12 protein-coding genes and 1 pseudogene are annotated in these 15875 nt (G+C 59.9%); 3 read left to right on the top strand and 10 right to left on the bottom strand.

Translation table 11 applies throughout. The features are described 5' to 3' along the window. Window positions 1-91: 91 nt before the first annotated feature. The 5 genes and pseudogenes from F0184_RS01605 to F0184_RS01590 form a co-directional block, all read right to left on the bottom strand. Window positions 92-331, bottom strand: coding sequence for a hypothetical protein (locus F0184_RS01605; RefSeq protein ID WP_150493770.1), 240 nt, complete (start codon window positions 329-331; stop codon window positions 92-94). A 74-nt stretch (window positions 332-405) separates the two neighbouring features. Next, window positions 406-747: a hypothetical protein gene (locus F0184_RS01600; protein WP_150493768.1), complete on the bottom strand. Its 342-nt coding sequence runs from the start codon at window positions 745-747 to the stop codon at window positions 406-408. 485 nt (window positions 748-1232) lie between these two features. Then, the gene (locus F0184_RS01595; protein WP_244298948.1) at window positions 1233-2351 is read right to left on the bottom strand and encodes a tyrosine-type recombinase/integrase; all 1119 of its coding nucleotides are present in this window, start codon (window positions 2349-2351) and stop codon (window positions 1233-1235) included. 105 nt (window positions 2352-2456) lie between these two features. Then, window positions 2457-2711 (bottom strand): annotated as a pseudogene (locus tag F0184_RS21100) (integrase arm-type DNA-binding domain-containing protein); the annotation flags it as partial. Window positions 2712-3068: 357 nt separating this feature from the next. Then, the gene (locus tag F0184_RS01590) at window positions 3069-3614 is read right to left on the bottom strand and encodes a phosphoribosyl-AMP cyclohydrolase (RefSeq protein WP_150493764.1); all 546 of its coding nucleotides are present in this window, start codon (window positions 3612-3614) and stop codon (window positions 3069-3071) included. Window positions 3615-3752: 138 nt separating this feature from the next. On the opposite strand from F0184_RS01590, the gene F0184_RS01585 reads away from it, so the two are divergent. Then, window positions 3753-4679: a LysR family transcriptional regulator gene (locus F0184_RS01585; RefSeq protein WP_150493762.1), complete on the top strand. Its 927-nt coding sequence runs from the start codon at window positions 3753-3755 to the stop codon at window positions 4677-4679. A gap of 25 nt (window positions 4680-4704) precedes the next feature. Here the strand turns inward: F0184_RS01585 and urtE are convergent, their stop codons facing one another. The 5 genes from urtE to urtA form a co-directional block, all read right to left on the bottom strand. Next, entirely contained in the window at window positions 4705-5400 is a 696-nt protein-coding gene (gene urtE / locus F0184_RS01580) for an urea ABC transporter ATP-binding subunit UrtE (RefSeq protein ID WP_150493760.1), read from the bottom strand. A gap of 5 nt (window positions 5401-5405) precedes the next feature. Further along, entirely contained in the window at window positions 5406-6146 is a 741-nt protein-coding gene (gene urtD / locus F0184_RS01575) for an urea ABC transporter ATP-binding protein UrtD (protein ID WP_150493758.1), read from the bottom strand. Next, window positions 6146-7342 carry an urea ABC transporter permease subunit UrtC gene (gene urtC, locus F0184_RS01570; RefSeq protein ID WP_150493756.1) on the bottom strand — a complete coding sequence of 399 codons (1197 nt, stop codon included), beginning with the start codon at window positions 7340-7342 and terminating at the stop codon, window positions 6146-6148. Before urtC ends, urtD begins: the two co-directional genes overlap by 1 nt. A 3-nt stretch (window positions 7343-7345) precedes the next feature. Beyond that, the gene (gene urtB, locus F0184_RS01565; protein WP_150493754.1) at window positions 7346-9298 is read right to left on the bottom strand and encodes an urea ABC transporter permease subunit UrtB; all 1953 of its coding nucleotides are present in this window, start codon (window positions 9296-9298) and stop codon (window positions 7346-7348) included. A 69-nt stretch (window positions 9299-9367) separates the two neighbouring features. Next, window positions 9368-10663: an urea ABC transporter substrate-binding protein gene (urtA, locus tag F0184_RS01560; RefSeq protein WP_150493752.1), complete on the bottom strand. Its 1296-nt coding sequence runs from the start codon at window positions 10661-10663 to the stop codon at window positions 9368-9370. A gap of 627 nt (window positions 10664-11290) precedes the next feature. On the opposite strand from urtA, the gene F0184_RS01555 reads away from it, so the two are divergent. Both F0184_RS01555 and F0184_RS01550 read left to right on the top strand, forming a co-directional pair. After that, entirely contained in the window at window positions 11291-12445 is a 1155-nt protein-coding gene (locus tag F0184_RS01555) for an efflux RND transporter periplasmic adaptor subunit (RefSeq protein ID WP_150493750.1), read from the top strand. A 33-nt stretch (window positions 12446-12478) separates the two neighbouring features. Further along, on the top strand, window positions 12479-15652 hold the full coding sequence (locus F0184_RS01550) for an efflux RND transporter permease subunit (RefSeq protein WP_150493748.1): 3174 nt from the start codon (window positions 12479-12481) through the stop codon (window positions 15650-15652). Window positions 15653-15875 lie beyond the last annotated feature (223 nt).

The following is a 15875-nucleotide window of genomic DNA, read 5'->3' as shown; positions in this document are numbered from 1 at the left end:
CCATCCCCGATCCGCCGCGCGCTGGGGCAGTCCCGACAACAACTCGGCGCGAGAGCAAGAAGTTGCATGGGTGCGAGTGAGGTGAGAATGGTCATGCCGCTTCGGCTTCGATCTCCGTAGCGATTTCCCGCATGGCAGACTCGGCGACCGCGATCGCTTCTACAAACGTGTCAGAAACGCCACGTTTCTCTTTTTCAGGGGACTGCGGGATGATGTGTATTACCCAGCGGAAGCGGTCATCGATCGGGAAAACGTCGCTCCAGATGACGTTGGAACCGATTCGCGTTTGATCAGTGGTGACGTGGAACTCGGGTTTCCAGTTGAACTCCATGAATCCTCCTATGCTTGTCAGGAATATTCTGAAAATGGTGCCGGATTTCCGGCACCAGGTTGTCGAGCCAAGGATCAGGCGACGTCTTGGACATTCTCAATGCCGGCTTCGTCGTAGATCATTTTCGCGAGCCAGCCCTGACCGAAAAAGTTGATGACCGCCGTCGCGTCGTTGGCGACGGTGGTGCGCCGGACATTGCGTTCTCCCTGCCATGCCGTGCAATTCTCAAAGACGCAGACGAAGCTGCCCGCGGTTGTCTGATAGAGCTCTAACTCATCCCAGGTGCCGACCTGTCCGCTGTAAACCCCGCTCTGGCGTTCGGTACTGGACGCGGCGGACGCAATTCTTTTTCCCGTGAACCGCAGATCCGGACCGTCGTCCTGCTCAATCAGATACTTCCTACACTCGTCACTCATGAAGTCTCCTTTTCTTGCTCATGAGAAATTGAAACCCGTCGCGCCGACATTTTCGAGCGACTGGGCTCAGTATAGCCCGTATCAACAATCAATAGTCAAGTATCTATAGTGAAAATATTAGATTGGCACTCAAAAACTGATTAACGTCATTTTGTCAACAATTAGCTGCTTCATCATCTACGCTATAAGGATTCGAAGATTACTTTAAGACTTGGTTTTTTTATTTAAGGATTCAATTGGCGGTGGCAAAGGACTCAATGCACGGCGACGTCCGGTCTCGAAGAGCGCGCGAGGACTCGTGTAAGGATTCGCGTGGGGACTATCCAACCGACTGGGATTCGAAATGTTGTCAAAACGGGGAGGAGCGTACACAAACAGGTGCACGTCGGATCATCCGACGCCGCTCCGGGCTTCTGGTCGCTCTGAAAAAATAATGAAATCAATTTGTTGTGGGAAGAGGACCTAGAACTCCCTCCGCACCTATCTCATTTAGCGAGCGAAGCCACAATTTCCTCGGCCTTCGGCAGAGCTTCTCGGTAAGCGGCCTCGACGGCCTCGCACCATGGCTCCATGGCGATCCGCTTGAGAGGCAACCGTTGCGCCCTGGAATACGCGATCCGGGTAATCGCGGCGGCATCTTGAGTTGAACTCCGAGCACCGCCTTGCGCGTGATCGAGTACTGCCGACACGGCATCGCCCCGCGTCGTCTCATCCTCGACGATTGTCGCGAAGGTCCTTCTTAGGTCGTGCGGAGACCAGTCCGGCACGGTGACGCCAGCTCTTACGAGCAGGTCCGGCGCGCCTCGCGCTTTTCCTATCTCGTCCCGACCACGCAGCCGAGCCAGCATCCTATTCAATGATGCGCCGTGTAACGGAACGTCGCTTTCGGTTCTGCCGGAACGCGATGCAGGCAGCAGATACTGAGATCCTTTCTCTTTTGACGCCTCGGCCGCTGGAGTCAATAGCTGCATGGCAACCGGAGGGATCGGGAGGACGTGTTCCCGTCGGGATTTCATAAGGTGCGGCGGAATATAGAGAATGCCCCAGCCGTCTCCCTGCCGCTCGTCGTCAATGAGAAAACCGCGTTCAATTCCGACAATGGCGCGCCGCTGGACGGTAAACGCGAGCAGCCGTAATCCGAGTATGGTTCGATCTGATGCCTCGGTGTTGATAGTCCTACCCGGTGCCCGGCGGAAGCATTCCGCTAAGGCAAGGGTCATGCCGACGTCTTCAATCGTCGGCATTCTGTCCTTGCTTCGCTCGACGTGGACAGAGGCCACATCGCGCCACCAGCCGGAGACGCCCGCGAGTCCAGCCGCTGCGGAATGATGGCGTCTCGCCCAGTTTAACGCGGCCTTGGTGTAGGCCAGCGCTTTCCGGGAAGCAGAGCCGCCATGCTCGGCCGCCATTTCGTCCCGGAAGTCCTCAAGGCTCCGTTCGTCCAGTTCTCGCGCAAGCAGCGATGCGATATCGCTGAAGGGATCAGACGATAGAACGGCTTCGACATCTCTTGCCGTCGCGGCTGACGGCGGACGCCGAACGCCGCGAACGACCCTTCCTTGTTTGATGTGATCTTCTAGGTAGCGCTGGACGAGCGTTTCCATCGTCCAGTCCTGCCGCTCTTTTCCCTCCCTCCGGAGAACCACCCCGGCCGCTTCGTCATGCGAGGCTCCGGCGAGTCGAGCGTCAACCCACGGGCGAGGATCTAGTCCAGAGCGGAGCATTCCTCGAATGTGAGAGGCCAATTCACGAGCCTGTTTCGGCGTCCAACGATTAGCCGGGCCAAGAGTGACAGTGGAGTTCCGGAAACGGAAAAGCCACGTGGCTTTATACCGGCGTACACGGATCCTCAGTCCTTCCTCGCGAACGTCTGACCAGTCCCTTAAGTTCTCCGTCCCCTTCTCCGCCAGTTGGACAGCCTCCAGGACATGAGTTGCGGTCAGTGCGTCGCGGGTAGTGGCCATTCTTCGAATCCTTGTACCGACTCCGTACCGACTCAACGAATCCCTGAGGCAAGGATTCATCCCTTTATGTCGGTCCATACGGGTGCTTTAAATGGCATAAATCCTCATATTGTCAACAATTTAGGAAGGATTCGCGTTCGGACACCAAGGATTCGAGAATAAAAGTTTACGGAATCATAATCCGCGTGTCGGGGGTTCGAGTCCCTCTCCCGCTACCATTTTCCTTGAATTTTCGGGCAATCTGATCACACACACGACCAGTGCATCTGGGCATGGGGCGTCCAGAGGGCGCGGACCCTCCGGCAGCAAGGGCCGCCCCGGGCGCTGCGCGGGACGGCCTGTTCGGGGACGGGCGGATTACGATGCAGGGGCGAACGGAAGGGACGAATGGTGCAGCACAATCTTCGCGCTGCCATCGTCCAATTGCGCGATACCGAACGTGTACTCGACTTTGATTTCCGAGCCCTCCGTTGTCATGAAGTAGTAATTGCCCATCGCCATGGCCATATCGCCGCTGATGACGGTGCCCTCGTTTTCCCAGCGCACGGCGGTGTAAGGCGCGATCGCAAAACCGCCATCCTCGGCGATGTCCCCGCCGACGAAGTAGGACAGCGCCTCCTCGAAGGTGCCGCGGAATTGGTCCTCGCTCGCGAGCGTCGGCTTGAACAGGACAACGCCGTCATCATAAGCGTAGAATGTCTCGATGTGCGCGCGCGCGGCCGCGCGGTAGTCGCCGCCTTCGGTATGGACGGCGCCGATGCTCACAATCCCCTCGCCCCACGCCGTCTTGAGCGCGGTCACCTTCTCCTCGGTCAGACCGGACGGCGCGTCCGTGCCCGCGTGAACGGCGGCGGTCGAAACGGCAAGGGCCAGCGCGGCCGTCAAAACAGTTGGCTTGAACATAGACATCTCCTCAGGTTTCAGGGCGCAAAACGCACATCGCGCATCGCCAAGCTTTAAATCGTGCGCCGGGATCGATAACACCAATGAAAAGAATTCCGAAGATTGATAGATAAAACGCATTGATAATGAGGCAATTTCATGCGGCCCAGCCTGCGCCAGATCGAGTATTTTGTTGCCGTCGCCGAGCGCGGAGCCTTTGGCGCCGCCGCGCACAGCCTGGGCGTCACCCAGCCGAGCCTGTCCAAGCAATTGGCGACCATGGAGGACGAACTCGGGATCCAGCTTTTCGAGCGCACCTCCCGCAAGGTGAAGCTGACACCGCTGGGCCGCAAACTGTTGAACCGGGGCCGGGCGATCCTGGCGGAGGTCCGTGAGTTCCGGGCAACCGCGCGGGGCTCGCTCGGCTTGTTCGGCGACCGGCTTGCGATCGGTGTCTTGCCTTCCGTGGGGGCCTATTTCATGCCGATCGCGAACCGGCGTTTGCATCTGCGCTATCCGGATCTGCGCCTGATCGTGCAGGAAGGGGCGACCTTCGAGCTGCTCGGCCTCCTGCAGGAAGGCCGGATCGACGCGGTCATCGGCACGCGCACGAACGAACCGGGCATCAACAGCATTTCCCTGTTCTCGGAAACGCTGTGGATCTGCGCCGCCAGCGACGATCCGCTTTCAAGCGGGCAAGGCCCGGTGCATCTTTCCGACCTGGCCGGTCAACCCCTCCTCTCCCTCAGCCCCGAATTCAGGCTGGCGGAAATCGTCGAGCGGCTCGCCCAGCTGGCCGGGACCTTTGTCAGCCGCGACTATCAGGGCGGGAGCCTCGACGCCGTGCGGCAGATGGCGGTGATGGGGGCGGGCGTTGCGGTCCTGCCCTCGCTATATGCGCTGGCCGAGGCCATCCGCGACCCGGAATTCAACATCCGCCGGATCGAGCACGAAGAGGCTGTTCACGAGATTTTCCTGCACTGGCGCGCGAGCTCCGTGCACGCGGACGACTTCCGGCAACTGGCCAACGATCTTATTGAAGTGAAACAGCAGATTCGGGCCGCTCGCAGCGAACGGTTCCGGTGACCGAAGAGCCGTCTTGCACGCTGTTCTAAACCGTCACCTTCCCGAAAATCTCCTCGCGGGTGACATCCGAACGCGGGCCATCCAGGGTGACCCGGCCCCGTTCCAGCGCCACGAAATGGTCGGCCAGCCCGTAGGCAAAATCGAAATATTGCTCAACCAGCACGATCGCCATGGTGCCCTGATCCCGCAGATAGGCGATCACCCGGCCGATCTGCTGGATGATGTTGGGTTGAATGCCTTCGGTCGGTTCGTCCAGAAGCAGGAGCTTGGGACGTGTGATCAACGCGCGGCCGATGGCCAGCTGCTGCTGCTGCCCGCCAGAAAGATCGCCCCCGCGCCGGCCCTGCATGTCCTTGAGCACCGGAAACAACTCGTAGATCTCGTCTGGAACCGCGTGATCGGCCCTGGGCAGACAGGCAAAGCCGGTCTCAAGATTTTCCTTCACCGTCAAAAGCGGAAAGATCATGCGTCCTTGCGGGACATAGCCGACTCCGGACGCGGCAAGCACATGCGGCGCCGGTTTCCCGACCTCCTCACCGTCAAGACGGTAGGTCCCCGATGTTCGGTGATGCGTTCCGGAAATCGCTTTCAAAAGGCTCGTCTTGCCGACGCCATTGGTGCCCATCAGGCAGGTCACGTGGCCTTTTTCGGCATCGAGGCTGACATCGTAAAGGATCTGGGACTGTCTGTAGTGAAGGCACAAATCACGGATTTCCAACATGGCACTCACCGCCCCAGATAGACGTCGATGACGTCTTGATTGCTCGTCACGGCGTCGAGGGAGCCTTCCGCAAGGACGGCCCCCTCGTGCAGCACGGTGACCTTGCACCCCAGCCTGCGGACAAACTCCATGTCGTGTTCGACAACGACAACGGCCCGGGTCTGCGCGGCCCGCTTCAACAGATCGGTCGTGTGCTCGCGTTCCGCAGGCGTCATCCCGGCCGCGGGTTCATCGACCAGCAGAAGCTGCGGATCCTGCGCCAGCAGCATGCCGATCTCGAGCCATTGCTTCTGCCCGTGGGACAGTTCTCCGGCCAGACGTGGCAGATGCTCTTGCAGCCCGATTTCAACCGCGAGCTCTTCCACTTTGCCAAGGTCGACTGCATCGGCGCGATAGAACAGGGCGGACAGCGGGTCCCGGTCCTTCTTCAGCGCCATCAGCAGGTTGTCCTGCACGGTTTGAGTGACGAAAACGGTCGGACGCTGAAACTTGCGGCCGATTCCCAACCGCGCGATCTGGCTTTCGGACAGGCGCAGAAGATCGCGCCCTGGGCGGCCCCATTCGACCTTTCCGCTATCCGGGCGGGTCTTGCCCGTCACGATATCCATGAAGGTGGTCTTGCCGGCCCCGTTCGGCCCGATCACCGCACGCAACTCTCCGGTATCGATGGAAAAGGACAGGTTGTTGATCGCCTTGAACCCATCGAAGGAGACCGACACGCCGGAAACTTCCAACAAGGCGCCCATCACCGGTCTCCCTTGCGCACGAGTTGATCAACCAGTCCGCCGATGCCCTGGGGCGCGAAGAGAGTGACCAGCACAAAGCCGAAACCCAGAAGCACGGTCCACCAGTCAACCCATTGGATCGTCGCAAATCCGAGCGGAATGTCCGGGACCTGCCCCCCGGTGAAGGCGGAAGACAGCAGGGAAACGAGTGCCGCGCCAATCACCGCACCATAAAGGCGTCCCCGGCCTCCGATGGCGACCCAGACCGCCAGGAAGATCGAGGCGATGGGGGCAAGCTCGGCCGGATTGATGATACCCGCCTGCGGATAGTAAAGCGCACCGGCAATCCCGGCGATCACAGCGGTCAATGTGAAAATGAACAACTTATACGTTTCAACGGGATATCCGAGGAACCGGACGCGCGGTTCGTCATCGCGGATGCCGCGGATCACATTGCCGAATTTGCCGGAGACGACCCATGCCGCCAGCAGATAGCCAAGTCCGAGCGCCAGGGCCGAGGCCCACAGGAACCAGACGGAAATGACGGCCTGCGGCACCAGTGTGAGACCCGGGATGTTCTGGAGACCGGACAGGCCGTTGTTGCCACGAAGACCGGAGTCGTTTTGGAAGAGATAAAGCGACAGCGCCAGGGTCATCGCCTGTGTCAGGATCGACAAGTACACGCCGGTCACGCGGGATCGAAACGCCAGCCAGCCGAACCCGAGCGCCAAAACCCCAGGCACCAGAACAACAAAGGCGAGTTGAACGGCAAGACTGTCCGCGAAATACCAAATCGCCGGTATCTCGGAGCCGCCGACGACACCGAAAATCTGCGTCCCGATGGCATCGCGGATTTCCTCCGGTGTTGGCGGCAAAGCCTGACCGGCAAGCGACTCCACGACAATGTCCTTGGTCCGCTCATACATCAGCCACATGCCGATCATGTACCCGCCAAGGCCAAAGAAGGCGAAATGACCCAGCGAAAGAATTCCGCAATAGCCCCACACGAGGTCCATCGCGATGGCGATCAGGCACAGACACAACGTCTTTCCCAAGGTTTTGATAAAGCTCGTTGACAGCAATCCGATACCGAAGGCCTCGGACATCAGTGTTGCACCGAGGGTGAGCAGCGAAAGGATCGCAAGGAAAACAAGAACGGAGGGATTGCGCAGAAAGAAGGATCGCTGCTGGAGGGTGTTGAGCGCCGTTTCGGACATGGATCAATCCCCTGCCGCGCGGCCTTTGAGGGCGATAATGCCCTTCGGCCGGAATTGGATGAAGATGATGACGAACATAATCATGTAGGTCTGGGCCGCCAGCGTGTTTGACGGGTTGAACCATTCGATGATCTTTTGCAGCGAGCCGATCATGCCCGCGCCGGCCAGTGTTCCCCATATGTTGCCAACACCACCGACCACGACTGTCATGAACGACTGAACGATATAGTTCGCTCCAAGTTCGGAAGTGACCTGGGCAAACAATCCGATGGCGACACCGGCAATCCCGGCAATGCCGGATCCAAGGCCAAATGTCAGCATGTTGATCCGGTCCGGGTTGATGCCCATCGAAGAAGCCATTGAAGGATTCTGGGTCACGGCTCGCACTTCCAGACCGAGCCGTGTCCGCTTGAGAATGAACAACAGCAGGAGGAAAAAGATCACCGCCAAGACGAAGATTGCGATCCGGATATAGGAGATGGAAACAATGTCGTTGAACGCCAATGACCCATCAAGCCATTCCGGTGCGGTCAACGGCCGGGCCTGGGTGCCGAAAATGTTCTTTGCCAGTTGTTGCAGGGCGATCGATACCCCGAAGGTTGCCAGAAGCGTCTCCAGCGGCCGGTGCATCAGGTGGCGAATGACCAGGCGTTCCAAAAGGACGCCCGCAGCAAAAGTCACGGCAAAGGCAAGCGGCAAGGCAACGAGGATCGAAACGGTGTAGTTGCTGATGAATTGCTGGACGACATAACCGGTATAGGCCCCCATCATGATGAACTCACCGTGGGCCATGTTTATGACCCCCATCACGCCGAAGGTAATGGCCAGACCGATGGCCGCCAGAAAGTAAATTGAGGCAAGCGACAAGGCATCGAGGGCCAGATCCGCAAGCTGATTCAGGTCCACGGCCCGGTTGATCGAGTTGAGCGTTCCGACCGCGGCTGCCGTCACCGCCCGGTCGGGCTCGGCGTAAACCTCGTAGAAAACATGATTGGCAAGGAGAGAGCCCCGCTCCTCGGCCCCCACGGTCGGCGGCACCTTGCCGGTCTCGGCAAGGGATTGATACGCCGCGTCTCGAGCGGCCTCCGTGTTGAGGGTTTCAAGCAGAATGGCGCCGATCCGCCCGTCCGCCGCATGGCTGACGAGCGCGGCATTGCGGTCCGCCCGTGTGACGGGGGCCGGTGCGAAATCAGCGTCGACAAGCATGGCATACGCCACGTCCAGGTCGATGTCCCGGCCCGGAACCAGCGTGCGTGCGACGTTTTTGTCCCCGGGCAGCGATTTGGCGACTTCAAGACGCGTTGCAAGAAGCGGGTTGATTGCGGCGCGGACATCGATACCCGTGTCGCCCTTGAACCGCTCCATCGCGGCGATCCGCTCTTCTGCGCTCTGTCCGTAGGAGATGATCAGCAGACCTTCCAGCCGCTCCTTCCGCGATCGCAAATCGGGGTCCGTTTCCTCTTGGATGGACGCGCGAAGCGGGATCAACTGGGAGGCATCAGCGCTGCGCTCGAGCGTATCGAGCGCGACCGCCCGCACGGTTGGATCCGGGTCGGACAGCTGGAAACGCACCAGGGCCGCATCAATCACGGCGCGAACGCCTGAATTCGGTTTGACTTGCACCAGATCTCTGGACGAGACGGTTCCGGCGCTTTCCCCCGTATCGATGTCGACAAGCTCGATGTCCCCGCGGGCATCCGGTCCGAAATAGAAGATGCCGTCTTCCTTGGTCCTCCACACCTGCTTGTCGCGCCATTGGGCGAGGAAATGCGTGACCCCGGCTGCTCCCGACGCGAAAAGCGCCTCAATCGCAATGCCAGCGGTCTGACGGGAGGGGCGCTCAATGACCGATGCATTTTCCTGAAGAACGGGCTGCAGGTCATTCGCAAGCGCAACAGGTTGCCGGATCGTCAAGAAGATACTGGCGGACAACAGACAAAGAATGAGGAGGCGCATAGCACTCTGACATCAAGAGAGGCAGGGGCCGGGGCGCGCTGGCCCCGGCTGGAGTTGCGTGAGCTCAGATCAGTAGTTGGATTTGATCTGAACGCATGTCTTCGTTTCGGTGTTGTACATCCCGCAGCCGAGGTCCTTCCAATCGGATTTCAGGACCGCGGACTCGGGCAGGAAATCCGTCCAGGCATCGCCGGGCACCGGATCGGTCTGCGAGATGATATCGAACTGTCCATCTTCCCGAATTTCCCCGATCAGAACGGGCTTGCTCAGGTGATGGTTCGGCAGCATCTCGGCAGTTCCGCCGGTCAGGTTCGGGAATGTCTGGCCGTACATGGCTTCGCGAACGGCATCCACGTCGGTTGTGCCAGCGGCCTCAACTGCGTTGACCCACATATTGAAACCGATGTAATGGGCCTCCATCGGGTCGTTGGTCACCCGGTCGTCGCCCATACGGGCTTTCCATGCCTCGATGAACTGCGCGTTCGCATCTGTATCGGCGGACTGGAAGTAGTTCCAGGCGGCCAGATGCCCAACAAGATTGGATGTATCCAATCCGGACAGCTCTTCCTCGCCAACCGAGAACGCGATGACCGGAATATCGTCAGCGGATACGCCCGCGGCGGCCAATTCCTTGTAAAAACCGATATTGGCGTCACCATTGATGGTCGAGACAACACCGACCTTCTTTCCATCGGCACCAAGCGCGACAACGTCTGCCACGATCTTCGACCAGTCGGAATGGCCGAACGGGGTGTAGTTCACAAAGATATCGCTTTCAGCAATGCCTTTGTCCTTCAGGTACTGCTCAAGGATCTTGTTTGTCGTGCGCGGATAGACGTAGTCCGTTCCGAGCAAGGCGAATTTTTCGACACCGAGTTCTTCAAGGTAGTAGTCGACGGCCGGGATCGCCTGCTGGTTCGGCGCGGCCCCTGTGTAAAAGACGTTCTTGGATGACTCCTCGCCTTCATACTGGACCGGGTAGAACATAAGCCCGTTCAATTCCTCGATCACGGGCAGAACGGACTTGCGCGACACAGACGTCCAGCAGCCGAAAATGACATCGACGTCCTGAACCGTCAGTAGTTCGCGGGCTTTTTCGGCGAAAAGCGGCCAATCAGAAGCCGGATCGACCACGACGGCTTCGAGCTTCTTGCCAAGGACACCACCCTTTTCGTTCTGCTGGTCGATCAGCATTTCCATGGTGTCTTTCAGCGTGGTCTCCGAAATGGCCATGGTCCCGGATAGCGAGTGCAATACACCAATTTTAATGGTTTCTTCCTGCGCGACGGCGAGTTTTCCAAACAATGAAACAGAAACCAGTGCAGTCGCTCCGCATAGGGCTGCGCGGCGTGTGAATGAGGTCATGAACGTACTCCGATCTAGCTACGCTCCAATCAATGCAGTTCACGTGCCAGATTGCGCAATGCAGCAAAAGATGGTCGAGACGGGAAAATTTTATCATTAAATCCGATACTTGATTACCTTCAGCCACGGAGGCGCCGGCTTCCCGGATCGTGCTGACGATTGCCATTCATCGTCAAAATGCACAGGCATTAATCACCATTAAAACATTGTTGTTTTTTTAGGCATATTTCAACGACGGATCGAGGGGAGTACCGCTGCCCCGTGACAGGCCGGCACCGTTGGCCAGCAAGGAAGACGGCAAATTCAAAAACCCTTTGGCCGCAAGCACCGGAAAAGACGCGATCAAGCCCCCGTCGCATACCGAATGTCGATTTGAACCGCACTGACGTGCATTGGCCTTGAGTTGGCCCTCTTTTTGGACATGTCTCATGGCCAAAACATTCACCCCCGTCCGCACGCCATCGGAAAACGGGGGCATTTCGTATCGCACCCGCAAGGCCACGCTGTCCCTAACCCTTCAACAAGGGGTGGACACCCGCCCGCGATCGCAGGGAACGGCAAGATGCGGATACGACCATTTTGATCTGGGCGCGGGGCCCCGGCGTATGCCTCGCAGGAGTAAAGATTATGCCAAGGGCACTTGTTCTTTTGTTGCTGATGGGGCTGCTGGCCCCGTCCACCGTTCTGGCGCAGGGCCGGCCGGCAGGCGTTCTGACGAACGTTGTCACCGAAGAACAGACGAGTGAAACGATCTCGATCCTCGGGGAACTCGTGGCGGAACGTCAAAGCCGCGTTGCCTCCCGGATCGCCGGTGTGGCGGACATGGTTTCCGTTCAAGTGGGAGACAGCGTTGAAGCGGGCGACATTCTGGCGACAATCGACGGCGAATTGCTGAGCATCGAGCTGGCACGGGCTCAGGCAGACCTTTCAGTGGCTGAAGCGGCTGTCAATACGGCAAGATTGCAGGTGAACACCGCCGAGACGGCCTATACCCGCGCGGAACGGCTTCAGGAGCGGTCGATCATTTCAGACGCGACCTACGAGGAGCGCCTCAATGTGCTGTCAGTGGCGAAGGGGCGTCAGGCGGAAGCCGAGGCGCGGGTTCACGTCGCCAAGATGGCGCTGCGGCGGGCACAATACGACCTTGACAATGCGACGGTGCGCGCCCCCTTCAGCGGGGTCGTGATCGAGGTCGGAACGGAAGTCGGACAATTCGTCGGGCTTGGCACCGAAGTGGCACGGCTCATCGACACCGGTGAAATCCGGGCCGAGGCGCAAGTTCCGGCCCGGTTCGTCGAGGCGCTTCAGCCAGACCAAACGATTTACGGCCGCACCGGTTCCGGGGGTGCCGTAGTGCTCCAGATGCGAGCTGTATTGCCCACCGAATCCTCCGCGACGCGGACAAGGCCGGTGATCTTCGACGTCGTGTCCAAGGAGGGAGCCGCCGCCGCCGGGCAGTCCCTGTCTCTCGACCTGCCGGTCAGCGCGCCGCGCAGCGTTCCCGCCGTTCCGAAGGACGCCCTAATCCAGGGGCGCAACGGTTGGCAAGTCTTTCTGGCGCGCGACGGTGTTGCAGAGCCCAGATCGGTTGAAATCGGAATTGCGCTCGGCGACCGGTTCGAGGTGATCTCGGGACTTTCAATCGGCGATGTCGTTGTGGTGCGCGGCAACGAGCGTTTGCGGCCGGGACAGCCGATCGCGCCCACCCCGGTCAGCAGCGGAACCGACGAGACCGAAGACACCGAACCGCAAAAGCAAGCCGCGGCCCGGTCTGCAAACTAACCCTGCCCAGACAACCAGCTGGGGCGAGATCTCATGAACCCAATCCGCATTGCCATCGAACGCCCCGTTGCCGTTCTGGCCGTCGTCGCCATGGCTGTGATGTTCGGCGCCCTGGCCCTCACCCGGATCCCGGTGCAACTCGCGCCGGATGTCCGTAAACCGGTGGTCGTGATCGAGACAAACTGGCCGGGAGCCGCTCCTGCAGAAATCGAACGTGAAATCGTCAATTTGCAGGAAGACGCGTTTCGCGGACTTGAAGGCCTGGAGGAAATGACAAGCCGGTCGCGCACCGGCCGGGCCCAGGTCACCCTGGAATTCGCCATCGGATCCGAGATGGCTGACATCCTTCTTCTCGTGTCGAACCGTCTCGACCGTGTCGACGGGTATCCTGCCGAGGCAAGCGAACCGACCCTGAACACCTCAGGCTCGGACGACAGTCCGATCGCCTGGGTAACCCTGCGCGCCGAAGCTGGAAACACCCGCGCCCTTCCCGAATATGGCGATTTCCTTGAAGATGTGATCAAGGAGAGGCTCGAGCGGGTGGATGGGGTATCGACCGTCAATGTCTTCGGCGGCGTCACACGTGAGTTGCAGATCGTTATCCGCCCCGAGGAACTCGCACGGTATGGGCTGACAATCCCCGATGTCGTCCGCCAGTTGCGGGCCGAGAATATCTCCCTGTCGGCCGGGAACGTGGACGAAGGCAAACGGCGCTATGTCGTGCGCGCCGAAGGCAGTCTCGACACGGTGGACGCGGTGAAAAGCGTCGTCTTGAGATCCGAGCGCTCGGCCAATGGCGGCGCGCGCGGGCGCGTGCTTGTGGCCGACGTGGCGGACGTGGCGTTTGCCTATGAGGAGCGAACCTCCCGCCTTCGATTCCGGGGTGAACCCGGCCTTGCCTTCAATATCGTTCGCGAACAGGGCGCCAACGTCATCGCAACCATGGAAGAGGTCAAAACGGTTCTTGATGAGCTCGCGGCCGGCCCGGTGGCCGATGCCGGCTTGATCATGGAACAGGTCTACGACGAGACCATCTACATCCAGGGCGCGATTGATCTTGTGGTTCAGAATATCTGGATCGGCGGGCTGCTTGCAGCCGGGGTCCTGCTTCTCTTCTTGCGGAGCCCGCGCGCCACCTTGGTGATTTCCCTGGCCATTCCGGTCTCCATCGTCGCCACCTTCGTGGCCATGGCTGGGACCGGGCGAACCCTCAATGTGATATCTCTTGCCGGGATCGCGTTCGCGGTCGGCATGATCGTCGATGCCGCCATCGTCGTTCTGGAAAACATCTACCGGCTGCGGGAAAAAGGGATGTCGAAGCGCGAGGCCGCCTATGAGGGCACGCGCCAGGTCTGGGGCGCGATCCTCGTCTCGGCCCTCACCACGGTCATGGTGTTCATTCCAATTCTCATGATGGAACTTGAGGCCGGCCAGTTGTTCCGCGATATCGCGGTGGCGATCTCGGTCTCGGTGCTTCTGTCCCTCCTCGTCGCCGTCACCGTGATTCCCGCACTTTCCTCCCGGCTCTTGTCCGGAGCTGAAGTCGGCACACGCCGCCTGCCCGGAATTGATCACGTCGCGGCGGCTTTCAGCTGGCTAGTCATGGCCTATGTCAAGCTCACCGTCCGCTTCCGGGCGATTGGTCTTGTCATGGTGGCGGTCATCGCCGGGGGCGCCCTGACGCTCGCCTGGGCCTTTTTGCCCAAGCTGGAGTATCTGCCGGAAGGGAACCGCAACCTGGTGTTCGGCCTCCTGATCCCTCCGCCCGGCTACAATCTCGACACGACCGAAACCATCGCCGAGCGGATCGAGGATGTGGCCCGGCCGCTTTGGGAAGCACGGCCGGCCCCAGCCACCAACGATGGCGCCCCGGCGGTCAGCAGCTTTTTCTTCGTCGCCACCCCGGGCAACAGTTTCGTAGGGGCCGCAGCCGTGGACGAAACGCGGGTTGGCGAATTGATCCCCTTGCTTTCACGCCCGATCTTTTCGGAGCCCGGCACATTTGGTTTCATGACGCAGCCCTCATTGTTTGGCCGCGGCGTCGGTGGAGGCCGGACCATCGAATTGAACGTGTCCGGGAACGAACTGGAGGAGATCCTCGGGGTCGCAGGGCAAGCCGCCGGTTTGATTTCAGATGTGCTCCCACGATCCGATGGCCACCAATTCCGTCCGATACCGGGTCTGGAGCTTGGCGCGCCGGAATTGCGGATCGTTCCCGACCGGGTGCGCCTCGCCGATGCCGGGCTGACCACCGAGGCCTTGGCCAGCACGGTCGACGCCTATAATGACGGCATCCGTATTGCCGAGATCAGCGTCGGTAACCGCAGGCTCGACCTGAAGCTTCTGGGCGATCCGAGCGCCTTGGGTGAGCTTCGGACCCAGGATATCGGAGCCTTCCCCGTCGTGACATCGAATGGCGAGATCATTCCGGTATCGGAACTCGCCGAAGTCCGGCTCACGGCGGGACCGACGGAAATCCTGCACCGGGAACGGTTGCGCACCGTGACCTTGGAAGTTCGGCCGTCGGACGCCCTGCCACTGGAAGCCGCTGTCGAACTCCTGGAAGCGGAAGTTGTCGATGTCCTCAACAATCAGGGCCTGCCTCCCGGCGTTCAGCTGTCCGTATCGGGCACGGCCGATCAGCTGTCCCAGACCTGGAATGCGATCCAGATCAACCTCGTGGTGGCGATGCTGATCGTTTTCCTGGTCATGGTGATCCTGTTTGAATCCTTCCTGCTGCCGCTTGTGGTGATGATTTCGGTTCCCGTCGCAGCCGCCGGCGGTGTTGGCGGACTTGCCCTTTTGAACCAGTTCCAGACCCAGCCCCTGGATATGCTGACCCTGCTGGGCTTCGTCATTCTGGTCGGCATCGTGGTGAACAACGCAATCCTGATCGTGCACCAAACGCTTTATCATCTGCGTGAGGAAGGAATGGCACCCGCCGCCGCCATCGAGGAAGCGACCCGGAACAGGATCCGCCCGATCTTCATGTCCACCCTGACATCCATCTGCGGGATGCTGCCCCTTGTTCTGTTTCCGGGAGCGGGTTCCGAACTCTACCGCGGGCTCGGCGCGGTCGTTGTCGGCGGTCTTTCGATGTCGGCCTTCCTCACCCTCCTGACGGTGCCCCCCTTGCTGAGGGTCATTCTGTCGGTCGATGTGACACGGTCCACCACTCCGGAACCGGCCGCGGCACCCGCCGAATAAGGCCCATTGTCCGGTTTGCTGCTCGACGCGATACTTCGGAGACAAGTCCGGAACACATGCCGAGCGGCCACCCGCTGGTTTCAAGGTATCTCCTGACAGGATTGGACCGCCTCGCGTTCAATCGGGTCTGGGACGGACACTCTGAAACTTAACAGCAAAGAGCAATTTGTCGCGGCCGGATCAAAGCGTCCCGCTTCAATCTGACCGGGCACTTACTCCAGAG

The organism is Roseibium aquae (assembly GCF_008711285.1).
Taxonomy (GTDB): domain Bacteria; phylum Pseudomonadota; class Alphaproteobacteria; order Rhizobiales; family Stappiaceae; genus Roseibium; species Roseibium aquae.
This window is presented reverse-complemented; position numbering and strand designations above follow the sequence as displayed.